Origin of the sequence: Pseudonocardia sp. NPDC046786 (genome assembly GCF_040645415.1) — a bacterium.
Classification (GTDB): Bacteria; Actinomycetota; Actinomycetes; order Mycobacteriales; family Pseudonocardiaceae; genus Pseudonocardia; species Pseudonocardia kongjuensis.
Genome location: NZ_JBEYYF010000008.1, coordinates 93,028 through 119,726, shown reverse-complemented (window position 1 = coordinate 119,726; position 26,699 = coordinate 93,028). Strand labels below are relative to the sequence as shown.

26 protein-coding genes are annotated in these 26,699 nt (G+C 75.7%); 13 read left to right on the top strand and 13 right to left on the bottom strand.

Translation table 11 applies throughout. The annotated features are described in order from the left end of the window. The first annotated feature begins 35 nt into the window (after positions 1 to 35). Together ABZ881_RS12575 and ABZ881_RS12570 are read left to right on the top strand one after the other, a co-directional pair. Positions 36 to 656, top strand: coding sequence for a hypothetical protein (locus tag ABZ881_RS12575; RefSeq protein ID WP_358484158.1), 621 nt, complete (start codon positions 36 to 38; stop codon positions 654 to 656). 14 nt (positions 657 to 670) lie between these two features. Continuing rightward, positions 671 to 3,175 (top strand): pyruvate, phosphate dikinase, encoded by a 2,505-nt coding sequence (locus tag ABZ881_RS12570; protein ID WP_358484156.1) that lies wholly within the window; start codon positions 671 to 673, stop codon positions 3,173 to 3,175. Positions 3,176 to 3,227: 52 nt separating this feature from the next. On the opposite strand, the gene ABZ881_RS12565 is transcribed toward ABZ881_RS12570, so the two are convergent. Genes ABZ881_RS12565 through ABZ881_RS12555 form a run of 3 tightly spaced genes read right to left on the bottom strand, consistent with a single transcriptional unit; the run spans position 3,228 to position 6,014 of the window. Then, positions 3,228 to 3,956, bottom strand: coding sequence for a tyrosine-protein phosphatase (locus ABZ881_RS12565; RefSeq protein ID WP_358484153.1), 729 nt, complete (start codon positions 3,954 to 3,956; stop codon positions 3,228 to 3,230). Next, positions 3,953 to 5,008, bottom strand: a complete 1,056-nt coding sequence (locus tag ABZ881_RS12560) for an HAD hydrolase-like protein (protein ID WP_358484152.1) — start codon at positions 5,006 to 5,008, stop codon at positions 3,953 to 3,955. The genes ABZ881_RS12565 and ABZ881_RS12560 overlap by 4 nt, the downstream gene beginning before the upstream one ends. Before the next feature lie 7 nt (positions 5,009 to 5,015). After that, entirely contained in the window at positions 5,016 to 6,014 is a 999-nt protein-coding gene (locus tag ABZ881_RS12555) for a hypothetical protein (protein ID WP_358484150.1), read from the bottom strand. A 235-nt stretch (positions 6,015 to 6,249) separates the two neighbouring features. Between ABZ881_RS12555 and ABZ881_RS12550 the strand changes: the two genes are divergently transcribed. The 8 genes from ABZ881_RS12550 (at position 6,250) to ABZ881_RS12515 (ending at position 14,578) form a co-directional block, all read left to right on the top strand. Continuing rightward, positions 6,250 to 6,543, top strand: coding sequence for a EutN/CcmL family microcompartment protein (locus ABZ881_RS12550; protein WP_344019373.1), 294 nt, complete (start codon positions 6,250 to 6,252; stop codon positions 6,541 to 6,543). 24 nt (positions 6,544 to 6,567) lie between these two features. Then, positions 6,568 to 6,891, top strand: coding sequence for a BMC domain-containing protein (locus ABZ881_RS12545; RefSeq protein WP_358484148.1), 324 nt, complete (start codon positions 6,568 to 6,570; stop codon positions 6,889 to 6,891). Positions 6,892 to 6,987: 96 nt separating this feature from the next. Next, the gene (locus ABZ881_RS12540; protein ID WP_358484146.1) at positions 6,988 to 8,394 is read left to right on the top strand and encodes an aldehyde dehydrogenase family protein; all 1,407 of its coding nucleotides are present in this window, start codon (positions 6,988 to 6,990) and stop codon (positions 8,392 to 8,394) included. Further along, positions 8,395 to 9,384 (top strand): ethanolamine utilization protein EutJ, encoded by a 990-nt coding sequence (gene eutJ / locus ABZ881_RS12535; protein ID WP_358484144.1) that lies wholly within the window; start codon positions 8,395 to 8,397, stop codon positions 9,382 to 9,384. Next, the gene (locus ABZ881_RS12530; protein ID WP_358484142.1) at positions 9,381 to 10,013 is read left to right on the top strand and encodes a BMC domain-containing protein; all 633 of its coding nucleotides are present in this window, start codon (positions 9,381 to 9,383) and stop codon (positions 10,011 to 10,013) included. Before eutJ ends, ABZ881_RS12530 begins: the two co-directional genes overlap by 4 nt. Further along, positions 10,010 to 11,362 (top strand): malate dehydrogenase, encoded by a 1,353-nt coding sequence (locus ABZ881_RS12525; protein WP_358484140.1) that lies wholly within the window; start codon positions 10,010 to 10,012, stop codon positions 11,360 to 11,362. Before ABZ881_RS12530 ends, ABZ881_RS12525 begins: the two co-directional genes overlap by 4 nt. Further along, positions 11,362 to 12,393, top strand: coding sequence for an alcohol dehydrogenase catalytic domain-containing protein (locus tag ABZ881_RS12520; protein WP_358484137.1), 1,032 nt, complete (start codon positions 11,362 to 11,364; stop codon positions 12,391 to 12,393). The genes ABZ881_RS12525 and ABZ881_RS12520 overlap by 1 nt, the downstream gene beginning before the upstream one ends. Positions 12,394 to 12,406: 13 nt before the next feature. Then, positions 12,407 to 14,578 (top strand): helix-turn-helix domain-containing protein, encoded by a 2,172-nt coding sequence (locus tag ABZ881_RS12515; protein ID WP_358484135.1) that lies wholly within the window; start codon positions 12,407 to 12,409, stop codon positions 14,576 to 14,578. Positions 14,579 to 14,591: 13 nt separating this feature from the next. Here the strand turns inward: ABZ881_RS12515 and ABZ881_RS12510 are convergent, their stop codons facing one another. Both ABZ881_RS12510 and ABZ881_RS12505 read right to left on the bottom strand, forming a co-directional pair. Continuing rightward, positions 14,592 to 14,897, bottom strand: a complete 306-nt coding sequence (locus ABZ881_RS12510; protein WP_344020879.1) for a BMC domain-containing protein — start codon at positions 14,895 to 14,897, stop codon at positions 14,592 to 14,594. Positions 14,898 to 15,048: 151 nt separating this feature from the next. Further along, the gene (locus ABZ881_RS12505) at positions 15,049 to 16,389 is read right to left on the bottom strand and encodes an amidohydrolase family protein (RefSeq protein WP_358484133.1); all 1,341 of its coding nucleotides are present in this window, start codon (positions 16,387 to 16,389) and stop codon (positions 15,049 to 15,051) included. Between the two features lie 203 nt (positions 16,390 to 16,592). Here ABZ881_RS12505 and ABZ881_RS12500 point away from each other — a divergent pair, with 203 nt between their 5' ends. Further along, positions 16,593 to 17,108, top strand: coding sequence for a MarR family winged helix-turn-helix transcriptional regulator (locus ABZ881_RS12500; protein ID WP_358484132.1), 516 nt, complete (start codon positions 16,593 to 16,595; stop codon positions 17,106 to 17,108). A 91-nt stretch (positions 17,109 to 17,199) separates the two neighbouring features. On the opposite strand, the gene ABZ881_RS12495 is transcribed toward ABZ881_RS12500, so the two are convergent. The 3 genes from ABZ881_RS12495 to ABZ881_RS12485 all read right to left on the bottom strand — a co-directional run bounded on the left by ABZ881_RS12495 (position 17,200) and on the right by ABZ881_RS12485 (position 19,822). Beyond that, a complete protein-coding gene (locus ABZ881_RS12495; RefSeq protein ID WP_358484388.1) occupies positions 17,200 to 17,922 on the bottom strand; it encodes a helix-turn-helix transcriptional regulator in 723 nt (240 codons plus the stop codon). Continuing rightward, positions 17,922 to 18,332, bottom strand: a complete 411-nt coding sequence (locus ABZ881_RS12490) for a hypothetical protein (protein WP_358484130.1) — start codon at positions 18,330 to 18,332, stop codon at positions 17,922 to 17,924. The genes ABZ881_RS12495 and ABZ881_RS12490 overlap by 1 nt, the downstream gene beginning before the upstream one ends. A 119-nt stretch (positions 18,333 to 18,451) precedes the next feature. Beyond that, the gene (locus ABZ881_RS12485) at positions 18,452 to 19,822 is read right to left on the bottom strand and encodes an FAD-binding oxidoreductase (protein WP_358484128.1); all 1,371 of its coding nucleotides are present in this window, start codon (positions 19,820 to 19,822) and stop codon (positions 18,452 to 18,454) included. A 144-nt stretch (positions 19,823 to 19,966) separates the two neighbouring features. Between ABZ881_RS12485 and ABZ881_RS12480 the strand changes: the two genes are divergently transcribed. Then, positions 19,967 to 20,542, top strand: coding sequence for a DinB family protein (locus tag ABZ881_RS12480; protein WP_358484126.1), 576 nt, complete (start codon positions 19,967 to 19,969; stop codon positions 20,540 to 20,542). A 9-nt stretch (positions 20,543 to 20,551) separates the two neighbouring features. Here the strand turns inward: ABZ881_RS12480 and ABZ881_RS12475 are convergent, their stop codons facing one another. After that, a complete protein-coding gene (locus ABZ881_RS12475) occupies positions 20,552 to 21,871 on the bottom strand; it encodes an aromatic ring-hydroxylating dioxygenase subunit alpha (RefSeq protein WP_358484124.1) in 1,320 nt (439 codons plus the stop codon). Positions 21,872 to 21,894: 23 nt separating this feature from the next. Next, positions 21,895 to 23,079, bottom strand: coding sequence for an N-methyl-L-tryptophan oxidase (gene solA / locus ABZ881_RS12470; RefSeq protein WP_358484122.1), 1,185 nt, complete (start codon positions 23,077 to 23,079; stop codon positions 21,895 to 21,897). A gap of 73 nt (positions 23,080 to 23,152) precedes the next feature. On the opposite strand from solA, the gene ABZ881_RS12465 reads away from it, so the two are divergent. After that, the gene (locus ABZ881_RS12465; RefSeq protein ID WP_358484120.1) at positions 23,153 to 24,085 is read left to right on the top strand and encodes a LysR substrate-binding domain-containing protein; all 933 of its coding nucleotides are present in this window, start codon (positions 23,153 to 23,155) and stop codon (positions 24,083 to 24,085) included. A gap of 39 nt (positions 24,086 to 24,124) precedes the next feature. Here the strand turns inward: ABZ881_RS12465 and ABZ881_RS12460 are convergent, their stop codons facing one another. The 3 genes from ABZ881_RS12460 to ABZ881_RS12450 all read right to left on the bottom strand — a co-directional run bounded on the left by ABZ881_RS12460 (position 24,125) and on the right by ABZ881_RS12450 (position 26,620). Continuing rightward, a complete protein-coding gene (locus ABZ881_RS12460) occupies positions 24,125 to 24,532 on the bottom strand; it encodes a hypothetical protein (RefSeq protein WP_344020861.1) in 408 nt (135 codons plus the stop codon). 69 nt (positions 24,533 to 24,601) lie between these two features. Further along, the gene (locus tag ABZ881_RS12455; protein WP_358484118.1) at positions 24,602 to 25,912 is read right to left on the bottom strand and encodes an FAD-dependent oxidoreductase; all 1,311 of its coding nucleotides are present in this window, start codon (positions 25,910 to 25,912) and stop codon (positions 24,602 to 24,604) included. A gap of 75 nt (positions 25,913 to 25,987) precedes the next feature. Beyond that, a complete protein-coding gene (locus tag ABZ881_RS12450; RefSeq protein ID WP_358484116.1) occupies positions 25,988 to 26,620 on the bottom strand; it encodes a TetR/AcrR family transcriptional regulator in 633 nt (210 codons plus the stop codon). Between the last annotated feature and the right edge of the window lie 79 nt (positions 26,621 to 26,699).

Genomic DNA, 26,699 nt, shown 5'->3' with positions numbered 1-26,699 from the left:
CTCGCCGCGCCGCCCGGCCCCGTGAAGGGAGCCCCATGACCGCAGTCGTGCTGGACAAGACCGACTACGACGTGCTCGACGTCGTCGCGCTGAAGAAGATGGCGACCACCCAGGTCGTCGCGACCGCCTCCGGGGTCGCCCCGGACCGGGTCGACGCGGTGCTGGAGCGGCTGACCGGCCAGGGCCTGGTCGTCGTCGCGGGCGGATCGGTCCTGCCCACCGACGACGCCGAGCCGGCGCTCGCCGCCGCCGCGGCCCGGTTCTACGCCGGGGTGCGCTCCGACGCCGACGTGCTCGCGCTCGTCGAGCGGTTCGAGACGACCAACGCCCGGTTCCTGACGACGATGTCGTCCTGGCAGCAGATCGACGTCGGCGGGCGGAAGGTCACCAACGACCACTCCGACCCGGACTACGACGACAAGGTCGTCGCCCGGCTGGAGAAGCTCGTCGCCCGGCTGACGCCGCTGCTCGACGCGCTCGCCGGGCACGACGCCCGGTTCGCCCGCTACCCGGAGCGGTTCGCCGCCGCACTCGGGTCGATCGACCGCGGGGAGCACGAGTTCGTGTCGTCGCCGACGATCGACTCCGTGCACAACATCTGGTTCGAGTTCCACGAGGACCTGCTGCGGACGCTGGGCCGGGAGCGGGCGGAGTGACCGGGCCGGGCACCGTGACCGCATCCGCGGGTCTCACCCGCACCTTCGCCGAGGCGGACCCGGCCGACGTCGACTGGCTCGGGGGCAAGGGCAGCGGACTGGCTCGGATGAGCCAGCAGGGGCTGCGGGTCCCGCCGGGATACGTCATCGGCACCGCCGCCTGCCGGAGCTACCTGCGCGAGGGCGCGCTGCCCGACGGCCTGGCCGGGGAGATCACCACCCGGCTGGCCGAGCTGGAGCGGCGGACCGGGAAGACGTTCGGCGCCGGGCCGGTCCCGCTGCTGCTGTCGGTGCGCTCGGGCGCGCCGGTCTCGATGCCCGGGATGATGGACACGATCCTCAATCTCGGGCTCGACCGGGCCGCCGCCGTCGCGCTCGCTGCGGCCACCGGGGACAGCCGGTTCGTCGCCGACCTGATCGCCCGCTTCCACGCGATGTACGCCGAGACCGTGCTCGGCGCGTTCGATCCCGGGGAGGGCATCGACGAGCTCGTCGCGCAGGTGCGCCCCGGCGACGACGCCGGCGAGGTCCACGACCGCATCTGGCGGGCCTGCGAGGAGGCGCTCGCCGCCTCCGACGGCGAGTCCGTCCCGGCCGATCCGCGCGCCCAGCTCTTCGGCGCCGTCGAGGCGGTCTTCCGGTCCTGGAACACCCGCCGGGCCAGCACCTACCGCGAGTTCCACGCGATCCCGCACGACCTGGGCACCGCCGTCGTCGTGCAGTCGATGGTGTTCGGCAACCTCTCCGACGACTCCGGCTCGGGCGTGGTGTTCACCCGGAACCCGGCCACCGGCGAACCGGGGCTGTTCGGCGAGTACCTGGCGCACAGCCAGGGCGAGGACGTCGTCGCCGGCACCCGGACGCCCGATCCGGTCGACCGCGCGCTCGCCCCGGGGCTGCTCGACGAGCTGCGCCGGACCTGCGCCGAGCTGGAACGCGCCCAGGGCGACGTGCTCGACATCGAGTTCACCGTCGAGCGGTCCGTCCTCTACTTCCTGCAGGTCCGCAGCGCCAAGCGGACCCCGGAGGCCGCGGTGCGGATCGCCGCCGACTTCCTCGCCGAGGGCGAGGTGGGCACCGCCGCGGCGCTGCGCCACCTCACCCCGGAGCACGTCCGGCAGGTGCAGCGGCCCGGGTTCGACACCGACGAGATCGACCGGGCGCGCGCCGCGGGCCGGGTGCTCACCACCGGCATCGGGGCCTGTCCGGGGCAGGTGAGCGGCGTGCTCGTGCTGGACCCCGACCGGGCGAAGGAGCGGGCCGACGCGGGGGAGGACGTGATCCTCGCGCGCGCCGTCACCAGCCCCGCCGACCTGCACGGCATGATCGCGGCCCGCGGCATCGTGACCGCGACCGGCGGCTCGACCAGCCACGCGGCCGTCGTCGCGCGGGCGCTCGGGACGGCCTGCGTGGTCGGCGCCGGGGCGCTCGTCGTCGACGGTGCGGCCCGCACCCTGACGATCGACGGCCGGACCGTCGCCGAGGGCGACGAGGTCTCGCTCGACGGCGCCGGCGGCGAGCTCCTGCTCGGCCGGATCAGCACCGCGACGCCGGCCGTCGCCACCGGCGCGCTCGGTTCGGTGCTCGCGACGGCGGCCGAGGCGTCCGGCTGCGAGGTGCTGGTCCGGGTGACACTGCCGGCCGACGTGCAGTACGCCCGGGAGGCCGGCGCGCACGGGCTGGTCACCGCGGTCGACGACGTCCTCGCGGCGACCGGGCACATCGACGGCCTGGTCCGCCGGCTGCTCGACGACGCCGAGATGGACGGCCCGTTCGACCGGGTCGCAGAGCTCGTCGAGCAGGAGTTCACCCCGCTGCTCGCCGCCGCCGGGGACCTCGAGGTCGGGGTCCGCGCGATCGATCTGGTCGCCGACGAGGCGCGCGAGATGCTGCAGCAGACCGCGGTCACCACCCGGCACCCGGAGCTGGCGATGCCGCTCGGCCGCCCGGCGCTGGTCCGCGCCCAGCTGCGGGGACTCGCCCGGGCCGCGGCCGCCGCGGGCCGCACCTCGGGGGTGCACCTGGCCCTGCGGCACGTCTGCGACCCGGCGGAGGCCGCGGCGCTGCGCGCGATCGCCGACGAGGCCGCCCAGGAGTCCGGTGGAGCGGTCGCGGTCTCGGTCGGTGCCTACCTGACCAGCCCGCGGGCCGTCGCCGGCGCGTCACGGATCGCCGCCGCCGTCGACGTCGTGTGGGTGGAGGTCCGGGCGCTGCAGGCCGCCGTGTTCGGGATCCCGGCCCGCCAGCTGCTCACCGCCGAGCCGCTCGACGGGTACCTCCGCCGCGGCCTGCTCGCGGTGGACCCGCGGACCGAGATCGACCAGGTGGTGCGGGGGCTGCTCGACGGTGTCGCGGGCGCGGTGCGGGACGGCCGGACCGTCGGGATGCGGCTGTCCGGTGAGGTTCCCGAGGAAGCCGCCGCGCAGCTGTTCGGTCTGGGGTTCCGGCGCTTCGCGGTGGACGCCGACGGGGCACGCCCGCTGGTGCTGGCGCTGGGCAAGGCGGCGCAGACCGGATGAGACCGGTGGCCGGGCCCGGGAGGCACCCGGGTCCGGCCCGCTCCTCCCTCCTTCAGCCGGTGGGCACCAGCAGCCCGTCGCGCAGCCGTTGCAGGTCCGCCGGTCCGATCCCGCGCCGCCCCGCCCAGCCGGCCGCGCCGCCGTGGTCCCGGTCGAGGGCCGTGAGGAACCCGCGGATCGTGTACTCCTTCGCCTGGTAGACCTCGGACGGGACGGCCCCCATGTGATCCCGGTAGCGCGGCCAGGTCCGGAACCGGTCCATGACACGTTCCATGTTCGGCCCGGAGCGCAGGTAGTCGGCCACGATGTCGTCGTCGTCCACGCCGAGCAGGCGCAGCGTCATCGCCGACACCAGGCCGGTCCGGTCCTTCCCGGCGGCGCAGTGCAGCAAGGTCGGCCGGCCAGCCATCGCGCACAGCACGCGCACGATCGTCGCCAGCGGCGATGCGGCCGACGACAGGTGTTCCCGGTAGAAGAACAGCGACTGCTCGCGGGCCGGCAGGTCGGAGACCGGCAGGTCGCGCAGCGGGGCGTTCAGGTAGCTGACCGGGCGGGCCGCGAGCGGGCCGCGGCCCTCCTCGACGGCCTCGGGGCCGATCCGCAGGTCGACGACGAGCTCCAGCGCCAGCACGTCGGTGAGGTGATCGACGTCGGCCGGGGTGAGCGCCTGCAGGGTGTCGCTGCGGAACAGCACGCCGGTCCGGACCCGCCGGTCCGGACCGGCGTGCAGTCCGCCCAGGTCCCTGAAGTTGAACGCACCCTCCAGCTCGTGCGCGCTCATCTGCGCATCACCCGCCGCACCGCGTCGAGTATCTCGTCCGGTGGGCCGGGCCGGACGGCGGTCGGGCCCGGGGCTTCGGGTCCCGGGGCGGCACGGGTGCCGGCCGCGGTCCGCCGCCGGTCGCGGCGCACCCGTCCGGCGGCCGCCGGATCGGGTTCCCCGGCGCAGCCGCACCCGCAGCCGCCGGCGGCGATCGGGCCCGGGTCCGCGGCGGTGCCGGCCGGAGCCCCGGCCGCCGGAGCCGGGCCGGGGCCGCCGGGTGGGAGCGCGCGGGCCCCGTCCGGCGGGACGGCCCGGGCTCCGTCCGGCGGGATCGCGCAGGCTCCGCCCGGGGGCAGGGTCGCGGCGTCGCCGAGCAGGTGCGCGGTGAGCTCCTGCGGCCACAGCGCGACGAACTCGGCGCCGGCTGCGAGGAGATCCTCGGCCGGGTGCATCCCCCAGGCGACCCCCACCGCGCGGATCCCGACCTCGACCGCGTCCCGGACGTCCCCGGCGGTGTCGGTGACCAGCACCGTGCTGGCGAGATCGGGGGCCTGGCGCAGGCCGCCCTCGTCGTAGTCGGCGGAGCAGCGGCGGCCGAAGGTGTTCGCCGAGTCTGCGAGGAAGGTCCGCACCGCGGCCCGCTTGTCCGGGATCACGTCGCCGCCGAACACGTGCGCGAAGCAGAACGCCAGGTCGTTGTCGGTCAGCACGCGGCGCATCACCTGCATCGCGTTCGACGACATCACCGCGAGCGTGCAGTGCCCCGCCAGCCGCCGCACCACGTCCCCGACGCCGGGCACCAGCGGCGGCGAGTACTCCGCGCGCAGCAGCGCCAGGAACGCCTCCTTGACCTCGGCGGCCTGCTCCTCGTCCCGGCAGAGCTTCGCGATCGAGTCGTAGACGTTGCCGCGGAACAGGTCGAAGTACTGCTCCGGGCCGTCGACGCCGAGCCCGAACCGGTCGTTGATCGTCGAGAAGACCGTCCAGGACGCGATGCGGGTCTGGACCAGCGTGCCGTCGAGGTCGAAGAGCACCGCCTCGGCCCGGGGCGTCGCGGGGGGCGCGTTCATGCCGTGCTCACGAGCCGCCGTGCACCCGGTCGTAGATCGCACCGAGCTCACCCATGCCGATGAAGTCCATGCACTCGCCGTACCCGGTCCGCCCGTCCAGCGTCCAGCGCAGCAGCGCGTTGTGCCCGACGACGCCCGGCTGGGACTGCCACGGGAACGACGTCAGCGCCTGCCCCTCGGCCTCCCACACCCGGTCCGCCGAGTCGGTGACGCTGATCGAGATCTGCTCCGGGTAGAGCCGGGACCGCTTGGTCAGGCCCGAGCCCGCCTTGAGGCCGCGCAGCTCGCCGTCGTGCAGGACGTAGCCGTGGGTGAGCCGCAGCGGCGACTCGCCGTCCGGCCCGTTCTCGGTGCTGAAGTCGAACAGCCCGTGCACGGCCAGCTCCGGGCCGACGTGCGCGTGCAGCCAGCTCAGCCGCGAGGTCTGCCGTTCCGCCCGCACCCCCCAGCTGTGGTCCATCGTGGACACGCAGTCGATCGGCGTGGTCCGCCCGCGCAGCCGGATCTCGCCCTCGTAGTGCCCGGTCTGGTCGAAGTGGCCGGCGTAGGCGTGCCCCCAGGTCTTCGCCATGTCCCGGTCGGCGGCGAGCGGGTCCTGGTCCGGGTCGTTGATGTCGTACGGCTCGTGCAGCGCCGTGTACCGGAACCGGATCTCCAGATCGGCGGCCGGATCCGAGTAGGACACGTCCCAGATCCGGTGCGGGTCGGTGGCGACGACCTTCAGCCCGTTCGCCAGCTCGTAGTCGAGCAGGTTCGACGGCTGCGGCACGACCAGGTGCTCCCAGGCGTCCCAGTACTCGGCCTCCCACGGCGCGGTGACCCGGCGGCTGTTCACCGAGACCGTCGACCCGACGACCCCCAGCGGCTCCCGGAACAGCCCGTACAGGCCGATGTTGAGCGGCCGGCCGGTGTCCTGGCCGGCGTACAGGCCGAAGTAGTTGGTCTCGGCCCAGAGCGGGTCGTCGCTGGTCGGGGCGTGGAACTGTGCGTCCTCGGGGCGGATCACCGGTGAACCTCCTGGCGCGTGCGGGCCCGGCCGCCGGGCGACGGGGCTGTGCCTGACATCCAGCACGCTCCCGCGCGGACCCCCGCCCGGCCACAGCGCCGATGGACAACGACCGGCCGTGACGTTGTCCCGGACGGATAAGGCCCGCGGGAACGTGCCGGACGTACTGTCCCGGCCAGCGGTGGTCCGGCGCACGCCCGGCCACCACGTGTCTACCGACGGAGGTGGCCCGGGCATGCGGCTCGCCAAGGTGCTCGGGCAGGTCGTCTCGACGATCAAGGGCCCCGGGCTCGAGCGGTTCACGCTGCTGCTCGTGCAGGAGGCCGCCGCCGACGATCCCGAGCGGGACGGCGGCCCGACCCTGGTCGCCGTCGACACCGTCGGTGCGGGGGTCGGCGAGATCGTGCTGGTGGTGACCGGCGGGGCCGCCCGGGTGGCCGCCGGCGCGGACGTGCCCACCGATCTGGCCGTCGTCGGGATCGCGGACACCGTCGTCCGCTCCGGCACCGTCAGCTACCAGAAGACCTGAACCGAATCACACCAGGAGGACGCCATGGCTCCGACGACTGCGAACCCGGCCGCCCCCGCCCTGCGCGGCGCGCTGGGCCTGATCGAGACCAAGGGGCTGGTCGGCGCCATCGAGGCCGCCGACGCGATGGTGAAGGCCGCCAACGTGCAGGTGCTCGGGCACCGCGAGATCGGCGGCGGTCTGGTGACGGTGATGGTCCGGGGCGACGTCGGCGCCGTGAAGGCCGCGACCGACGCCGGCGCGGTCGCCGCGGAGAAGGCGGGCGAGGTGGTGTCGGTGCACGTCATCCCGCGGCCGCACGACGAGACCGAGGGCATCCTCGCCGTCCTGACCCGGCCCAAGGGCTGAGCCGCTCCCACCCCGTCCGTCGCACCGCCACGGCGTCCCGCCGGAGCGGCGGCCGGGCGTGCCCACGTCGACCACTGACGAACCCGAGGTGTGGAGATGACCGCAGCCACCGCCCCCGATCCACGGCTCGACGCCGACCTGGCCGGAATCGCCGACGTGCGGGCGAAGGTCCGCGCCGCCGCCGCGGCGTTCGCCGAGCTGGAGGGGACCGACCAGGAGACGCTCGACCGCTACGTGCGGGCGATGGCACTGGCCGGGACGAAGGCCGCCGAGGAGCTCGCCCGGCTCGCCGTCGACGAGACCGGGTACGGCGTCTACGAGCACAAGATCTACAAGAACCGCTACAACACCGGCTTCGTCGCGAAGTGGATGCTCGAGCGGCGGGCGGTCGGCGTGCTCTGGGTCGACGACGACGCCCGGGTCACCGCCGTCGGGTCCCCGATGGGTGTGCTCGCCGGGATCATCCCGGTCACCAACCCGACGTCGACGGCGCTGTTCAAGTCGCTGGCCGCGGTGAAGTCGGGCAACGCGATCGTGCACGCACCGCATCCGCGGGCGGCGCGCTGCACGCTGCGCGCCGTGCAGGTGATGGCCGAGGCCGCGGTCGCCGCCGGTGCCCCCGAGGGGCTGGTGTCCTGCCTGGAGAACCCGACCCTGCCGGCCACCCGCGAGCTGATGAGCCGTGACGAGATCGCCCTGGTGCTCGCCACCGGCGGCCCGGGGATGGTGCGGGCCGCGTACTCCAGCGGGAAGCCGACCATCGCGGTCGGTGCCGGGAACGTGCCCGCCTACGTCGGTGTCAGCGTGCCGGACCCGGCCGAGGCCGCCGAGATGATCATCACCTCGAAGTCGTTCGACAACGGGACGGCCTGCGTGGCCGAGCAGTCCGTGGTCGTCGTCGACGCGGTGGCGCCCGCGTTCCTCGCGGCCTTCGAGGAGCGCGGCGCCTACTGGATGAACCCGCCCCAGCAGGCCGCGCTGGCCCGGGTGCTGTTCGACGACCGAGGCGCGATGCGACCCGCCTCGGTCGGGCAGACCGCGGTCCGGCTGGCCGAGCTGTCCGGGTTCACCGCGCCGTCGTCCACCCGGGTGCTCGCCTGCCGGCTGGACACGGTCGGCCCGGACACCCCGCTGTCCCGGGAGATCCTCGGCCCGGTGCTGTCGGTGTACCAGGTGCCCGACGCCGCGGCCGGATGGCGGCGGTGCCGGGAGATCCTGGCGCTCGACGGCGAGGGGCACACCACCGCGGTGCACGCCGCCGATCCGGCCGAGATCGCGCCGTTCGGCGCGCTCCCGGCCGGCCGGATCGTGATCAACACCCCGGCGCTGTTCGGCGGGATGGGCTACTCGACCGAGGTCGACCCATCGTTCCAGCTCGGTACCGGCACCTGGAGCGGTTCGATCTGCTCGGACAACGTCACCCCGCTGCACCTGATCAACATCAAGCGGATCGCGCACGAGGTGCGCCCGTGGCGGACCGTCTACGACCCGGTGGAGCTGTAGATGGCCACCACCACTGCCACCACCACTGCCACCACCACTGCCACCACCACCGCAGTCGGCACCGCTGCCACCGCGGTCGGCACCGCCCGGCGGCGGACCCCCCGGGGCTCGCGGGCTCGCCACCCGGAGCCGGCGCCCGGCCCGCGGGCGCTGCTCGCCGCGGCGGCCGCCACCGCCGCGGCGATCGGCGGGGACGGTGGGCCGGACCGGTCCGCGATCGCCGCGGTGGCCGCCGCGGACACCCTCCGGACCGGGGTCGATCTCGGGACGGCCGGATGCGTGCTGGTCGTCCTCGCGGTGGCCCCGGACGGCCGGGAGCACCCGGTCTGGGTGCAGAGCCACCCGTCCGGCGCGCTGGCCGACGGCGTCGTCGTGGACTTCGCCCGGGCCACCGCCACCGTGCGGCGGCTCCGCGAGCGGGCGGAGGCCGCACTCGGCGTCGAGCTGCGCAGCGCGGCCACCGCCTACCCGCCGTGCATCCCGGTCGCGGACGCCCGGGCCTGCACCTACGTCTGCGAGTCCGCCGGGTTCGACGAGGTCGTCCTGGTCGACGAGGTCGGCGCGGCACAGCGCACGCTGGAGGTGCGCGACGGCGTCGTCGTCGACGTCGGGGGCGGCTCGACCGGGGTCGGCGTCTACCGCGACGGCGAGCTGGTCCGGCTCGACGACCGCCCCGGCGGCGGCCACCACCTCGACCTGGTGCTGGCCGGTGCGCTCGGGATCGGCGTCGAGGAGGCCGAGGCCCGCAAGCGGTCGCATCCCCGCGAGGCGCTCCCGATCCTGGTCCCCGGGCTGCAACGGATCGCGGAGAACGTCCGCGCACTGACCGCGGGCGCCGAGGACCTGCCGCTGCACCTGGCGGGCGGCGCCCTGATGATCCCCGGCGCGGACGACGTGCTGGCCGGCTACCTGGAGCGAACCGTCGTGACCTATCCGCACGCCCTGCTCATCACCCCGGTCGGGATCGCCAGGGCGGGGGAGCGGGCATGAGCGCGACCCCCACCCTGCGCACCTACGCCTTCGTCGACCGGATGCAGCCGCAGTGCGCGGCGCACATCGCCGCGACCAGCCCGGGCGACGTCCCGCTCGCCGGGATGGCCGAGCTCTACATCGAGATGGCACCCGGCAACGAGGTGTTCCGGGCCGCCGACATCGCGCTCAAGGCCGCCGGGGTGCGGCCCGCGCTGCAGATCATCGAGCGCGAGTTCGGCCTGCTGGAGATCCACTCCGAGCAGCAGGCCGAGGTGCTGGCGTCCGGGCAGGCCATCCTCGACGAGCTCGGGATGACCGAGGCCGACCGGATCCACCCGACGATCGCCTCCACCCAGTTCATCACCAACGTGCACCCCTACCAGGCGCAGCTGCTCAACAAGTGGCGCAAGGGCTCGATGCTGATGCCCGGGCAGAGCCTGTTCGTGATGGAGGTGGCCCCGGCCGCCTACATCGCGGTCGCCGCGAACGAGGCGGAGAAGGCCGCCGACATCACCGTCATCGAGCTGCGCGCGGTGGGCCGGTTCGGCCGGATGTTCCTGTCCGGGACCGAGAGCGCGGTGCAGGCCGCCCGGGACGCCGCGGTCGCCGCGCTGGAGGACATCCACGGGCGGGAGGACCGGCGATGACCGTGCACGGAGCCGCGTCGGTGGACGCCGCCGCGGGCGGGACGCTGTACGTGCGGCCCGGCGACATCGTCACCCCGCTGGCCCGGGAACGGGCCCGGGAGCTGGCCGTGCAGATCGTGACCGGCCCGCCGCCCGCCGCGGCACCGGGTGCCGGGGCGCCCCCGGCCAGCGTGGCCGGTCACGCCCCGGCCACCGGGCCCGGTGCCCCTCGGGCAACGGGGTCCGGCTCCGCCGGAACGGTGCACGCACCAACCGGCCCGGCATCCGGCGGCGCACCGGCCACCCCGCTGTCCGGCGGCCCGCCGCCACCGGTCCGGCCGCCGTCGGGTGCGCTGTTCCGGCGCGGCGCCCCGCTGCCGCGCACGGTGCTGCCCGGCGCGGCCGCCGCCCCCTCGGCCGGCCGGGGGACCGGTGCGACCGGCCGGGTGGTCGTCGTCGGGGCCGGGAACGTCGGCATGATCGCCGCGATGCGGCTCGCCGATGCGGACGTGTTCGCCGAGGTCGTGCTGGTCGACATCGACGCGGGGCGGGCCGCGGGCATCGCGCTGGACCTGACCCACACCGCGGCGCTGTCCGGGTTCGGCACCCGGGTGCGCGGTGCGGCGACCGTGGCCGAGGCGGGCCCGGCCGACTACGTGATCATCACCGCCGGGAAGCCGCGCACACCGGGGATGAGCCGCTCCGACCTGATCAGCACGAACGCGGCGATCGTCGGGGACGTCGCCCGGCAGGTCGCGGCGACCTCCCCGCGGGCGGTGATCGTCGTCGTCACCAACCCGCTGGACGAGATGACCCAGCACGCCTGGGCCGCCTCCGGGCTGCCGTCCGGCCGGGTGCTCGGGATGGCCGGGGTGCTCGACACCGCCCGCTTCCAGGCGCTGGCCGCCCTGACCGGCGTCGCCCGCGCCGACCGGATCGAGGCGTGGGCGCTGGGCAGCCACGGCGAGGAGATGGTCATCCCGCTGTCCACCGCCGGCACCGGCGGCCGTCCGCTGACCGCGGCCGTCCCGGCCGCCGAGCTCGACGCCGTCGTGTCCCGGGCCCGCGGGTCCGGCGGCGAGGTCGTCGGGCTGCTCCGGTCCGGCAGCGCGTTCATGGCGCCCGGGATGTCTGCGGCCCGGATGGTGCTGGCGATGGCCGCCGACACCGGCGAGGTGATGCCCGCCGCGGTGCTCGCCGACGGCAGCTACGGCATCTCCGACGTCTACGTCGGGCTGCCGGCCCGGCTCGGCCGGGACGGGCTGCGCGAGATCGTCACCCTGGACCTGCGGCCCGACGAGCTGACCGCGCTGCGGGCGGCGGCCGACCGCATCCGGGAACGGGTGGCCGAGCTCGCCGCGGCGGCGTGATGCGCGCGGTCACCTTCGCCGGCGACGGCACGGTCCGGGTGTCGGACGTGCCCGACCCGCGGCTGGAGCAGCCCGCGGACGCGATCGTGCGGGTCCGCCGGGCCGCCGTCTGCGGGACCGACCTGCACACCGTCGCGCACGGCGACGGGCTCGACGTCGGCGCCGTGCTCGGCCACGAGTTCGTCGGGGAGGTCGTGGAGACCGGCGCCGCGGTGGCGGCGCACCGGCCCGGCGACACCGTCGTCGGCGCCGACTTCACCGCCTGCGGTTCCTGCTGGTGGTGCCGGCGCGGCGACCACTGGGAGTGCCCGCAGCGCCGCTTCTTCGGCACCGGCACCGCGTTCGGGCCGCCGCTGCCGGGCGCCCAGGCCGAGCTGGTCCGGGTCCCGTTCGCCGACACCGTCCTGCGGGCGGTGCCCGACGGGATCTCCCCGGACGCCGCCGTCTTCCTCGGCGACACCCTGGCCACCGGCTACGCCGCCGTCCGGCGCGCCGATCCGCTGCCCGGCGACACCGTCGCCGTGCTCGGCGGCGGACCGGTCGGGCAGCTCGCCGCGCTGGCCGCGCAGGCCTGCGGCGCGGGCACCGTGCTGCTCGTCGAACCGGTCGCCGCCCGGCGCGACCTCGCCGGCCGGGAGGGCTCGGTCGCGGTGGACCCGGCCGACGCGCAGCCCTCCGCGCGGCTGCTCACCGACGGCCGCGGCGCCGACGTGGTGATCGACGCGGTCGGCGGGCCGCACGGCCTGGACGCGGCGTTCGAGCTGGTGCGCCGGCGCGGGACCGTGGTGTCGGTCGGGGTGCACGCCGGTGACTGGTCGCTGCCCGCCGGCCGGGCCTTCGCCGACGAGCTGTCGCTGCGGTTCGCCATCGGCGACCTGATGCGCGACGGCGACCAGCTGCTCGCGCTGGTCCGGTCCGGTGCCGTCGATCCGGCCGTGGTGGCCGAGGAGACGGTGCCGCTCGACGGCGCCCCGGACGCGTACCGGCGGATGGCGCGGCGACGTACCCTCAAGTCACTGATCGCGCTCTGACGGCGGGGGTGGGATGACGACACTCGACCCGGCCCGCGTCGGATCCCGGCCCGACGGGCTGTCCCGGCTGCTGGCCTCGGTGCCGGCGGACACCGAGCGCGCCGCCGACGACCTCGCGACCCAGGCGGCGATGCTCGCCGGCACCCCGGTGACCGTCGCAGCCTGGTGCGACGAGCGCTGGCAGGTGCTGGCCGGATCCGGTGTCGGGTCGGCCGGGCTGCCGCCGGGCGGACCGGCGTCGGTCCCCGCCCGGTCCGGCCTGATCGTCGGGGCGGACGGCCCGGCCGCGCTCTGCTGGGACCCGGACGCCGCGCTCGGCCCGGACGTCGTCGAACGGTTGCGGCAGGGCCGGGCCTGGCTGTCGCTGCAGCTGATCCGCACCCGGTCCCGCAGCGACGTCGACGCGGCGGCCGCCGAGACCGACGCGGTGCGGGAGGTGTCCCGGCGGCTGCTCACCGTGCGCGACCTCGACGAGGTGCTGCTGACCGTCGCCGAGCAGACCCTGCGGCTGCTCGAGTCCGACATCTGCGGGGTGATGCTCCGCGACGGCGACGTCGTGCAGATGCGCGCCTGCGTCGGCAACCGCTCCACCGAGACGGCGCGGCTGCAGATGCGCCGCGGCCAGGGCGTCGCCGGGCTGGTGTTCCTCACCGGCGAACCGGCCAAGGTCGACTCCTACCTGGAGGACCGCACGATCAGCGACGACTTCATGTCGCTGGCCGAACGCGAGGAGACCCGGTCGGCGCTGGCCGTCCCGCTCCGGCTGCGCGGCGAGTTCCTCGGCGTGCTGGAGGTGTGGCGGCGGCGCCGCTCGGTGTTCACCGACCGGGACATGCGCCGGATGGTCACCCTCGCCGACTTCGCGACGATCGCGATCGACAACGCCCGGCTCTACGACGAGCAGGCCGCCGCCGCCGACCGGCTCGGCCGCGCCCGGGACGCGCTCCAGCAGCAGGTCTCGGTGCTCGACCGGACCTCCCGGCTGCAGCAGGACCTGCTGCAGATCGTGATCGGCGGCGGCGGGCTGCCGGCCATCGCCCGCACCGTCGCCACCGAGCTGAGCTGCGAGATCGGCGTGTACGGGCCGGACGGGGTGCGGATCGCCGGGCACCGCGCCCGCGATCTGGTGTCCCAGCTGCCGGATGCCCTGCCGGTCGGCACCGCCGGGCCGGCGCTCACCGACCGGCGGGCGCTGGCCCGGCCGGTCCACGCCGACGGCGACCAGGTCGGCCAGGTGCTGCTGGTGCGCACCGACCGGACCGGGGACCTGCTCGACGCGGTCGCGGTGCAGGTGGCGATGGCCTGCTCGCTGGCGCTGCTGCGCGAGCGGGCGGCGAGCCGGGCCCGCGCCGAGGCGTCCGAGCAGGTGCTCTGGGACCTGCTGCAGGGACCGGTCGAGCACCGGCTCGCCGCCCGGACGCGGGCGCAGCAGCTCAACGTGCACCTGGCCGGCGGACTGCGGGTGCTGCACGGCCGGATCGAGGACATCGACGGCCTCGCCACCCGGCTCGGCTGGGACACCTCGCAGACCGACCGGGTCCGCAGGCGGGTGCTGCGGACCGTGCGGACCCTGCAGGGCCGCGGGCTGGCGCTGGCCAGCCTGCGCGGCGACCTGCTCGTCGCGATCGCCGCTGATCTCGACCGCAGCGGCGCCAAGGACCTGGTCAACGCGTTCGCGGCGGCCATCCACGAGGAGGTGCCGGAGCTGCAGCTGACCTGGGGGATCAGCCGGGAGCACGCCGAGGTCGTCGATCTCCCGAGCGCGCTGAACGAGGCGCGGACCGCGCTCTCAGCGGCGAAGCGGTTCGGCGGGCGGAACGTGTTCCTCTACGAGGAGCTCGGCATCGTCCGGCTGCTGCTGGGCTCGGGCGACGACCCGGACCTGCAGACCTTCGTCGACGAGGTGACCGGCCCGCTGCTCGACTACGACCGGGACAACGACGGTTCGCTGGTGCGCACGCTGCGCGCGTTCTTCGACGCCGACTGCTCGCAGAAGCTGGCCGCCGACCGGCTGTTCGTGCACCACAAGACGCTGCGCTACCGGCTGGAGCGGATCCGCCAGCTCACCGGGCTGGACCTGGGCCGGCACGAGGACCGGATGCGGGCCGACTTCGCGCTCCGGCTGCTGCAGGTGACCCGGGCCGACGGTGAGGCCGACGGCGCCGGGTCCGAGCCGGAACGCTGACGCCGCGGCCCCGTCAGCGGGTCGGCTGGATCGCGTCGGTGACGATCTGCTCGGTGTCGCCGTGCGGGCGCGGGATGACGTGGCTGCTGTAGAGCTCGCCGACCCGGACCGCGGCGGCCCGCCCGGCGGCGATCGCCGCGTTCACCGCGCCGACGTCGCCGCGCACCAGCACCGAGACCTGCCCGTTGCGCAGGGTCCGGTAGCCCTCGATCTCGACGTTGGCCGCCTTCACCATCGCGTCCGCGGCCTCGACCGCCCCGACCAGGCCCTTGGTCTCGATCATCCCGAGGGCGCCCCCGGTCCGTCGTGCCTCCGCCATGGAGCCGTCTCCTTCCCGACGCCGGCGTCGTCGCCGGACCGACCCCGACCCTAGGTCCGCCGGGCGGGCCGCACGCTGTCCCGGCCGGACAACCGCGGGCCCCCCGGTTGTCCGCCGCGGAGCGGGCCGAGGCGGGTTCGGGCGGTGCCGCTCAGGCGGACGCCCCCACCGGCACGCCGCCGAGCACCGCGTCGCGGCTGTCCTCGGCGAGCGCGCGCAGCCGGGCCAGGTCCACCCCGACCAGCCGGCCGTGCCGCTTGCGGACGGTCCCGCCGACCAGCACCGTGTCGACGTTCGCGGTGCCGGCCGAGGTGACGACGGTGGCGACCGGGTCGAGCAGCGGCACCGTGTTGACGGCGTCGGCGCGCACCAGCACCACGTCGGCCGCCTTGCCGGGGGTCAGCGTGCCGGTCCGGTCGCCGAGCCCGCTCGCGACGGCGCCGTGGCGGGTGGCCATCTCCAGCACCCCGGTGTGGGTCAGGTCCGGCGCGAACGGCACGTCGACGTCGTCGCCCAGCCCGGCGATCCGGCCGGCCGCCAGCGCGGTCCGCATCTGGGTGAACATGTCGCCGGGCACCGAGGTCGCCACGTCGACCGACAGCGACGGCGCGAGACCGCGGTCCCGGGCCCGGCCGATCGGCGGATGCCCGTGGCCCATCAGCATCTCCACGTAGGGGGCGATCGAGAGGGTGCCGCCGGTGGCGGCGATCCGGTCCAGCTCGGCGTCGGTGGTGGTGTTGGCGTGGATGTAGGTGGTGTCCGGGCCGAGCAGCCCGGCGGCGTCCAGCTCGGCGACGGCCGCGGTCCGCATGTCGGTGACCCGCATGCCGACGTGCACCGAGATCCGGGCAGCCAGGTCGCGGGCGAGCCGCCAGTCGGCGGCGACCACCTCGGGGGTGGTGAACCCGGGGCCGCGGACGGCGAGCGCGAAGGTGAGCAGCCCGTCGTCGGAGGCGAAGTAGCGCTCCCGGACGCGGCGGGCGTCCGCCGGATGCGGGTGCACGGAGCCGAGCCACCAGTCGCCGCGGGCCGGGGTGCCGTGCGCGTACACCGCGCGGATGCCCGCCTCGGTCAGCGCCCGCACGCCGGCGTCGGCGTGCTCGGGGGTGTTGTTGGCGTGCGCCCAGTCCAGCAGCGTCGTGATGCCGGCGTCGAGCGCCTCCAGCGCGCCGAGCAGGGTGCCCGCGTACACGTCCTGCGGGCGGACGACCGGGCCGACCACCCCGGCGAGGTGGCCGAGGTAGCCGTCCAGGGTGGTCGCGGGCAGGGCGCCGCGCAGCACGGTCTCCCAGGTGTGCCGGTGGGTGTCGACGAAGCCGGGGATCACGACGGTGCCGGTGGCGTCGATCCGTTCGGCGTCGACGTGGCCGAGATCGCGGCCGACGGCGGCGATCCGGCCGCCGTCGATCAGGACGTCGACGCCGGTGCCGCTCTCGACCTGCGGGTCGACGGGGACGACGACGCCCCCGGTGATCAGGGTTCGGGTACTCATGGGATCTCTCCTCGCTCGGGTCGTTGCCACCGCAAGCGTCCGCCGGACGGCGGCCCGTGCCGATCCCGCGCGGCCGGGTCCGTTCCCGGGGCACCCCCCGCCGATGGGGGAGGGGACCGGCGTGCTTCCCGCCGGGCACGGGATGGGCCGGCCGGGGGACCGGCGCGACCCTGGGAGGACCACCGACCAGGGAGAACCACGCCATGTCACGGCTCGCCCCGGCCGCGCCGTCCCACCCGGCCGCCGCCGCCCCCGACGACCTGCTGAGTGGGCCGGAGCGCGCCGCCTGGACCTCGCTGCGCGGCCTGGGCCGGCTGCTCGTCGAGCACGTCGAGCGGGACCTGCTGGACCACGCCGGGATCCCGCTGACCTACTTCGAGATCCTCGCGGTGCTCGCCGCGCGACCGGGGACCCCGCTGCGGATGGGCGCGCTGGCCGACGAGGCGGGCTGGTCGCGCAGCCGGCTCGCGCACGCCGTGGCCCGGCTCGAGGAGCGCGGCTGGGTCCGCCGCAGCCGCTCCCGCGGCGACCGCCGCGGCGTCGCCGTCGCGGTGACCCGCAGCGGCTGCGCGTTCGTCGAGCAGGTGCGCGGGCGGCACGACCGGGCGGTGCGTGCGGTGCTGGTCGACGCCCTCACCCCGGAGCAGCTGGACGCGCTCGGCGCGCTCGCCGGGGCCGTCGCCGCGTACGCCGGGGCACTGCGGCCGCGCGACCGGTGACGGCCGCCGACCACAGCTGAGCGACCCGCCGCCGCACCGGCTGCGGGCCGCCGCACGAACTCGGACCGGTGCGGCGGGGCCCGGCCGGTCCTCAGCCCGCGGCGAGCACGCCGGCCGTGGTGTGCGCGGCCGGATCGACCAGCGCGGGCAGCGCCCGGTCGGCGAACAGCCGGGCGACGAGCTCGCCGCGCGAGCTCACGCCGAGCTTGCCGAAGATCGCCTTCAGGTGGTCGCGGACGGTGTGCGGCGACATGTGCAGCTCCCGGGCGGCGTCGGCGGTGGACAGTCCGCGGGCCACCGCCGCGGTGACCTCCTGCTCGCGCGGGCTCAGCCCGTAGGCACCGGCGAGCAGCGGCGCGACCTGGGTCGGCGCGGCCGGCCCGACGACGATCACCGCGGGGGCCGCGTCGTCCGGGGTGCGGGGGTCGCTGAGCGGCTGCTGGCGGGAGGCGTGCAGCGCGAGCCACCGCCCGGTCCGGGTGCGGACCCGGATCGTGGCCGGTCCGCCGTCCCGGCCGGCCGCCACCGCGTCGGCGCGCGAGATCAGCGCGGTCGCCGTCGTGCGGAACGTCCGGTCGTGCACCCAGTCGGTCCCGGCCAGCTCGGTGAGCCACCGGCGGGCCTGCGCGTCGACGGTCGGCGGCGCGTCCCAGCCGGTGTAGACGGCGACGCCCGGGCAGTCCGGGCCGCCGGCCGCGTCGTCCGGGTGCTGTGCGGTGTTCAGCGCCGCGAGCGCGGCCGCGACCGCCGGGCCCGCGGCGACCGCACGGTCGACGTCGCGCCGGGAGAACGCCGGCCGGTCGGCCGTCCGCATCAGCACGGCCACCCCCAGGTGCGGTCGCCGACCCGCAGCGCGATCCGCAGCTCGTCGGCGAACCCGTTGGGCTCCAGGTAGTCGCGGTAGCGGGCGCTGCGCCGCGGATTGCCCCCGGTCGCCGACAGCAGGGTGGCCGCGGGTGTCGGATGGCGGGCCAGGTCGCGGAACAGCGTCACGTCCTCGACGGTGCCCTCGCGCAGCCAGTAGTCCTCGCACCGGCCGGGCACGACGTTCTCGATCAGCACCGGGCAGGTCGGCAGCAACGTGCCGGGGTCCACCGCGAACCAGCCCGCGGCGTCGAACGGCACGGCCCGGCGCAGCCGCGACGATGCGGTGACGAGGATCCGGCGGCCGGGATCACCCGCCTCGGTCGGCTGTGGCCGGACGGCGGGAACGGGCTGGGGCACGGTGGCTCTCCCGGGGCGGTGGGGACGGGGACACGCGGATGCGTCCCGCCCAGGGTCACCCGGGCGGGACGCGTGCACATCCCGGTCGTCCGTAGTCCCTTCGCTACCCGACAGCCCGTTCAGGACCCGGCGGGACCGAACGGGGCGACCGGATGGTTCGCCCGGATCCGGTCGGCCGGGTCGTAGGTCGTCTTCACCGACCGCAGCCTGCGCAGGGTCGCCGCCGGGAACGTCCGGGTCCCCGCCCGCTCGACGAAGTTGAGGTACGTCGACTCGGCGGCCCACGGGGCGAGCGCGGACGCGAGCGCGTCCAGTGTGGTGGTCGCCGCGGCGGCCGCGCCGTCGTCGGGCGCGATCGTCACCGCGAACACGACCACCGCCGCGTCCAGCCCGGAGACGGCGCCGACCGGGCGGGCCAGCGCCCCGCCGAGCTGCCGGATCTCCACCGACAGCAGCGGCGGCAGCGTCGAATCCGGGCCGACGGTGGCGAGCAGCGCGTCCAGCGACTCGACCGGGAACGCGGCCAGACCGGTGCCGTCACCGATCCCGGGGACCGGTGTCGGCGGGTCCATGTGCAGGTCGGCCAGGTCGACCGGGGACTGCGAGTGGACGGTGTCCATCTCCGGCCCGAGTGCGCGCAGCCTGCGCAGCAGCAGCTCGGTCGCGACCGGGCCCTCCAGCGAGGCCAGCTCGATCGCGACCAGCGACCGGCCGCGCACCGGCTCGGGGATCTCGGGCAGCGGCGGGAAGCGCAGCAGCCGCCCGACCGAGGTCACCGTGTCCGGGACCTCGTCCGCCCACTCGCGCCAGGCGTGCAGCACCTCGGCGGCGCGCTCGATCGGCCAGAACAGCGCGCCGGCCTGCACCTCGGTGATCGGGAACAGCCGGAACTCCAGCGCGGTGACGACGCCGAACGAGCCGCCGCCGCCGCGGATCGCCCAGAACAGGTCGGGATGGTGCTCGTCGTCGACCCGGAGCAGCTCGCCGTCCGCGGTGACGATCTCCGCGGCGGTGACCTGGCCGGCGGCCGGTCCGTGCGCCCGGCCCAGCCAGGACACGCCGCCGCCGAGGGTGTACCCGACGACGCCGACGTCGCGGGAGCTGCCGGCGAGCGCGGCGAGGCCGTGCTCGGCCGCGGCGACGGTCACGTCGCCCCACAGCGCGCCCGCCCCGACCCGGGCGATCCGCCGCTGCGGGTCGATGGTGACGTCGCGCAGGTCGCCGGTGCGCAGCAGGGCGGTGCCGTCGAGCGGGCCGAGCGGGCCCGCGTTGTGCCCGGTCGCCTGCGGGGCGACCCGCAGGCCGAGCTCCGCGGCCCGGCGGACGGTGGTGATCACGTCGCGGACCGAGCCGGCCCGGACGATCGCGGCGGGGTGCTGGTCGGCGCGCAGCTGCCAGGCGCGGCGGGCGTCGTCCCATCCGGGGTCGCCGGGGTGCAGCAGGGTGCCGTCGAACGACAGCGGTTCGGTGGTGGTGAGCTGGTCGGTCATCGCAGGTGTCCTCTGTGTCGTATCTCGTGGAGTCGCATGTCGCGGATACGACGAGCGTCCGCCGCGGGGCGGGCCGCTCCCATCCCGTGGACGGCGGGAGGTGCGGGGTCGCCATCCCCCATCCGAGGGGGCAGGGTCCCGGGGATGGACGACAAGGAGACGCTGCGCGGATACCTGCAGACCGGACGCGAGGTGATGCTCTGGAAGCTGGACGGGCTCGGCGAGTACGACGTCCGCCGCCCGCTGGTCCCGTCCGGGACCAACCTGCTCGGCCTGGTCAAGCATCTCGCGCTGGTCGAGGCCGGGTACCTGGGCAGCACGTTCGGTCGCCCGTTCCCGGACGCCCCGGCCTGGATGGAGCAGGTGTGGACCGATCCGGTCGTCGACCTGTTCGCGGCGCCCGGCGAGTCCCGCGCCGACGTCGTCGACCTCTACCGGCGGGTGTGGGCGCACTCCGACGCGACCGTCGCCGCGCTCGCGCCGGACGCGGAGGGGACCGTCCCGCACTGGCCCGCCGAGCGCGCCACGGTCACCCTGCACCGGGTGCTGGTGCACCTGGTCGCGGAGACGCACCGGCACGCCGGGCACGCCGACATCCTGCGCGAGACGGTCGACGGCGCGATCGGGCACCGGGCGGAGGTCGGCAATCTCGCCGACGAGGCGACGTCGCCGGCGCTGTACGACCGGATCGACGCGGCCGCCCGGGGGCACCGGGGGTGAGCCCTGCGGTCACGTCGGGTCGGGGAACATCCGGGTCATCGTCTCGTCGTCACCGGCGGGCACCCGGTCGGTCCCGACCATCCGGTCGATGATCATGTTCTGGAAGCGGTGCAGCGGCTCCTCGAAGCGGAAGCACATCCGGCCGCCCCGGTAGGCGGGGTTCGCGATGCCGTCCTGGACCCGCTCGACGATCTCCAGGTCCTGGGTGTTGACCAGGTCCCAGAACCGTTCGAGCTGGTCGAGCCCGTCCTGGGCGTCCGGCGCGGCGGCCGCCTCGGGATGGGTGAGCAGCACCGCGGTCTCCACCGTCCGGTCGGCCGCGACCGGCCGGTTGAGCAGCACGAACGCGTGGTTCGGGAGCACGACGAGCGCGGTGTTCGGGAACAGCCAGACGAAGCGGCCGGCGTCGGCGTCGCGCGCGCCGAGCGTGCTCAGCGCGGGGAGGCCGTCCCAGCCGCCGGCGTCGGTGTTGCGCGACACCGGCGTCGTGCACATGCCGGTGTACATCCCGGGGCCCTGCCAGCGGTAGTGGTCGGAGAACCGGGACACCTTGTTGAGCTCGGGATGCACCCACGGCAGGTGGTAGTACTCCATGAAGTTCTCGGCGACGAGCTTGTAGTTCGCGGCGACGTCGTAGCTGCGGCGCCGCAGCGGTACCCAGCCGTCGAGGTGGTGGTCGGCGAACCGCCACGACAGGTCCCCGAGCTGCGCGGCGAGCGTCCCCGGTGCCGGATCGAGATTGACGAACAGCAGGAAACCCCAGGTGTCGACGGCGACCGGGAGCAGGCCCATGTCGGCCCGGTCGAACGCGGCCGCCGCCGACGTGTCGAACACCGCCTCCTCGCCCCGGGGCACGTCCGAGCCCTCGAACAGCGGGGTGCCCAGGCACGCACCGTCGGTGTCGTAGGTCCAGCTGTGGTACGGGCAGCGGATCCGGCCGCGCCGCCCGACCTCGCGGGCGTCGGCGTCGAGCAGCCGGGTGGCGCGGTGCCGGCAGACGTTGTGGAAGCCGCGCAGCTCGCCGTGCCGGTTGCGGGTGACGATCACCGACCGGCCCGCGACGTCGACGACGACGCAGGCGCCCGGCCGGTCGACGTCGGCGACGAACCCCACGGCGACCCAGCCGGAGGCGAACACCCGCTCCCGCTCCAGGGCGAAGAACGCGGGGGAGGTGTAGGCGTCCGGGAGCAGGGTGGACGCGCGGTCCACCGGCAGCCGGGTGTGCCGGTAGGTGAGCTCGTCGGTGAACAGCTCCGGGTTCATCGGCCGGGCGGGCAGCGCGTCGTGCGGGCTGCCGCCGGACGCGGTGGTGACGGCGTCGGTGGACATCGGGTTCCCCCTCCCGGGGTGGTTCAGGTGTGGAAGCTGCGCGGGAAGGCCGGATCGGTGAGGGCCGGCCGGGTGATCGAGAAGGCGTCGAGCGGGTGCGCGGGTGCGCGACCGGCCGCCAGGTCGGCGAGCAGCCCGCCGATCAGCGCGGCGAACTTGAACGCGTGCCCGGCCCCGACGGCGACCACGATCTGCGGGTGCCCCGGCACGGTGTCGAGCACGAAGTCCTGGTCCGGCGGGACGGTGTAGAGGCAGGTCTTCGAGTACAGCTCCGGCCCGCCGAACCGGGGGATGTGCCGCTCGACGAACCGCGCGTAGCGGTCGCGGCGCACCGGATCGGGCTCGAAGGTGCGGTCGTCGGCGGTGGTCTCGTGCCCGCCCATGTGCTGGCCGAGCTTGGTGGCCATCTCGCCGTGGACGCCGAAGCCGTAGAAGTTGTGCCGGCCGTGCCACATGAACACCGGGAACCGGGACGTCGCGAACTCCGCGAGGTGCGGGGTGGCGTAGTAGGTGACCTGCTCCTGCAGGACGGTCAGCGGCAGGGTCACGCCGGTGCCGGCGAGCACCTGGTTGGTCCAGGCGTCACTGGTGACGACGACGCGATCGGCGAGCAGCGTCCCGTCGTCGGTGACGACGGCGACGCCGTCGCCGTCCGGGCGGATCGCGCGGACCGGAGTGTGGGTGCGGACGGCGGCGCCGTGCGCCCGGGCGAGTGCGACGTGCACCGCGTTCGCCCGGGCGGCGTCGACGATGCCGGACTCGGACTGGTAGAGCGCCTGCTCACCGCCCGCGGGCCGGAACTGCGGCCAGCGGTGGGCGAGCTCGTCGGCGTCGAGCAGCTCGTAGCCGACACCGAAGCGGTCGAACATCGCGGTGTAGCCCTCGATGTTGCGGGTGCCGGTCGCGGTGCCGGCGCGGGCGATCCGGTCCTCGATCACCAGCCCGCCGGTGCGGGTGACGAGCTGCTGCCCGGACTCGGCCTCCACCTCGGCCCACGCCTTGTAGGCCGGCGCGGCGAGCGCCGCGTAGTGCTCCTGGTGCTGGGCGAGCCGGATGATCCGGGAGTGGTCCTGGGAGGCGCCGCGGTGGTGTCCCAGCTCGAACTGCTCGACGCCCAGCACGCCCGGGCCGTGTTCGAGGGAGAGCCGGTGCAGCGCCGCCGACCCCAGTCCGCCGAGCCCGACGACGATCGCGTGGTAGGTGCTCACGGGGGCCAGTGTCGGAACGCGGAGCGTTCACGTCCATCGCAGAGTTGAACTAGGGATCTTGTACGGTTTCGAGATGATCGACCGGCGACTGCGGGTGCTTCAGGCGATCGCCCGGCACGGCACCGTGACCGCCGCCGCCGAGGTCTGCCGGATGACGACGTCGGCGGCGTCGCACCAGATGCAGGCGCTCGCCCGCGAGCTCGGCGTCACCCTGCTGGAGCCGGACGGGCGCGGGGTGCGGCTCACGCCGGCCGCGCGCACCCTGCTGGTGCACGGCGAGACCCTGGCCGCGCAGTGGGAGCGGGCCCGGGCCGAGCTGGACGCGCACCGGCACGGCGAGATGGGCGGCGCGCTGCGGTTCTGCGGGTTCTCCACGGCCGCCGCCGCGGTCGTCCCGCAGACGCTCGACCGGCTGCGCCGCAGCCACCCGGCGCTGCGGCTGCAGCTGCGCGAGACCGAGCCGGCCCGGGCGTTCGAGCTGCTCGCGGCCGACGAGACCGACGTCGTCGTGGTGGTGGCGACGGCGGGCATCCCGCCGGTCACCGATCCGGCGTTCGAGCAGTGGACGCTCTACGACGAGCCGCTGGACCTGCTGGTCGGGCCGGACCATCCGCTGGTCGGCCGGACCGACGTCGGGCTGGACGACGTCGCGGCCGACCGCTGGATCTGCAGCAACCCCGGCCGGGCCTACCACCAGCTCGTCACCCTGGCCTGCGCCGGCGCCGGGTTCGCGCCGGACATCGCGCACTTCGCCGACGAGTGGGACACCGGCGCCGCGCTGGTGTCGTACGGGTTCGGGGTGGCGCTGGTCCCGCGGCTGGCCGACCTGCCGGCCCGGCACGACACCCGGCGGCTGCGGATCGGGGCCCCGCCGGTGCCGATCCGCCGGGTGATCGCCGCGGTCCGCGCCGGCTCACAGCACCGGCCGGTCGTCAGCGCCGGCCTGGACGCGCTGCGCGAGTCCTGCGCGGCGCTGTCGGACCTGCTGCGACCGTCCGACGAGTGAACAGGGTCTGGTGAGGATCTTTCCGGGATGGTCGGAAGATCAGGTGTCGAAGACCTCGCAGGACAGCGGATCGCCGTCCAGGCCGACCGCCTCCAGCGCGCCGACGACGAGATGCACCAGCCCGTCCTGGCCGAGCTCGCCGGCCCGCAGCTCCCGCTCGTGGCCGTGCTCGCCCGGGACGAAGCCGAGCGCCTCCAGGCCGCGGACCTGGCGCTCGTCCAGGCCGGGCGGATCGGCGTCGGCCCGGCCGAGCAGCCGCCCGACCGAGCGCTGCACCCACCCCGGGCGGTGCTTGGCCGGATCGGGCACCTCGAACACGTAGCCCCGCGGCCCGAAGCAGATCCACTGCACGACGGCGCGGGCCCCGCTGTCGGAGCCGAGTACCGCCGTCCCGCCGTTGCGGGTCTCGTACAGCGCCCGGGCCGCGACCGTCCCGACGTCACTCATCCCGTGACGCTACCGCCCCGCGCACGGAAGATCGCCGTCGTGGTGCGCGGGGCCGCGGATTCCGCGGTGTCACGCACCGGGACGGTGATCATGCAGCTCGCCGGCCACCCGCAGGCCGGCCGCGACCGCACCCTCCAGGTAGCCGGGATGCTCGGCGGAGGTCTCGCTGCCCGCCCAGTGCACGTTCCCCACCGGTGCGGACGGGACCGGCGGGAACCCGTCGGTGGTGCCGGGCAGCGGGAGCGCGAGATAGCCGCCGCCCGCGTGCTCGTCGAGGTGCCAGGACTTCTCGTGCCAGCCGACCGGCTCGCGCACCTGCCCGCCGAGGTGCGCGGCGAGCGGCCCGAGCAGCCGCTCGCGGCGCTCGGCCGGGTCCAGGCCGTCGATCTCCCGTGCCGCCGGACCGGCGACGAGCACGCACAGGTGTCCCGGCCCCTCCGGCGGTCCGCTGTCGAACACCGCCCGGCCCGGGGGATCGAGAACCAGCAGCTCCGCGCTGGTGCGGTCCCGCCAGAACGGGCGCTCGTAGACCGCGATCGCCTTGTGCACCGAACCCATGTACAGGTCCGTCCCGAGCGCGGCGCGCTCCGGCGGGAGCGGCGGGTCGAACCGGATCCGGGCGGCCGTCGGCGGGGGTGCGGTGACCACCACCCGCCCGGCCCGCACGGTGCCGGTGCCCGGGCCGGTGGCGGTGTGCACGGTGACGCCCGTCCCGTCGTCGGTGACCGCGACGACCCGCTCCCCGAGCCGCAGCCGCTCCCCGAGCCCGGCGGCCAGACCGTCGACCAGCGCACCCATCCCCTCGACGAGCAGGGTGTCCTGGGCGCCGCCGCGGGTGCCCAGCGCGGCGCGCAGCCCGCCCTGGCTGCGCACCATCCGGGTCATCGCCCGGACCGAGAACCGGTCCGGATCGGCGGTCCACGCTGCGGACAGCGCGACCTCCAGCAGCCGGCGCGCGGTGCGCCCGGGCACCCGGTCCAGCAGCGACCGCAGCGTGTGGTCGCCGGCCCGCCGCGGGACGCCGGTGCGGGAGAGCAGCTCGATCCCGGCGAGCGCGAGCCCGGCGACGAGCACCGGCGGCGCGGCCGCCGGGAGCGCCCGGCCGCCGTCGAGCACCGTGGGCAGTGTCCCGGTGTGCATCCGGAACGGGGTCGCGCCGAGCTCGGCCGCCAGCGCGGTGATCCGGTGGTGGCCGTGGCCGATCCACTGGCCGCCCAGATCGACCCGGGAGCCGAGCGCGGTGGTCTCGGTCAGCGCGCGCCCGCCCGGCCGGTCGGCCGACTCCAGGACCAGCACGTCGACGCCCCGCCGGTGCAGCTCCCGCGCGGCGACCAGGCCGGACAGCCCGGCGCCGATCACCACGACGTCCACCTGCTCCATCGCCACCCCGACGTCGACTCGGTCAACCGACCGAGTCGACGGTAGACCAGCGGATCGCGGCCCGGCAACCGGCGCTCAGGAGGGGATCGGCGCGCCGATCGGGCGCGGATCGGCGTAGCCGACCAGCATGGCCGTCGCACGGTCGAGATCGCGCCGGGCCCGCCCGGCGTCGGGATCGGCGACGTACTGGACCACCAGGCCGTCCAGCACGGCGAGCAGCAGCCGGCCCAGGGTGTCGGCGTCGACCGCGCAGCGCTCACCGGCCGCCCGCGCGGCCTGCTCGCACAGCTCGCCGACCAGGCCGGTGTAGCGCCGGACCTGGGACCGGCCGAGCGACCCGGCGTCCCCGGCGCCGGTCCGGCGGGCCGAGTACATCGCCAGCTCGTACTGCATGATCTGCAGCCCGACCCGGTCCTCGACCAGGGTCTCCCAGAACGTGCTGACGCCGTGCCGCAGGGCGTGCGCCACCCCGCGGCCGGGATCCATGCCGCGGCGCACGGTGTCCAGCACCTCGTCCGCGACCGCGTCGACCACGGCCATGAGCATCCGGTCCTTGGACGGGAACACGTAGTGCAGCGTGCCCAGCGGGATGCCGGCCTCGGCCGCGACCGCCCGGGTGGTGGCCCCGGCGACCCCGGCCCGGCTCAGCACCCGGATCGCGGCCGCGACGATCTCCTTCTCGCGGTCCGCCGCGGGGACGTGTGCCATCCGGATCCCTCCAACCGACTCGGACGAACGACCAGGTCCGAGAGTACGCCCGCCCGGCGAGTGGCCTGCGTCACACCAC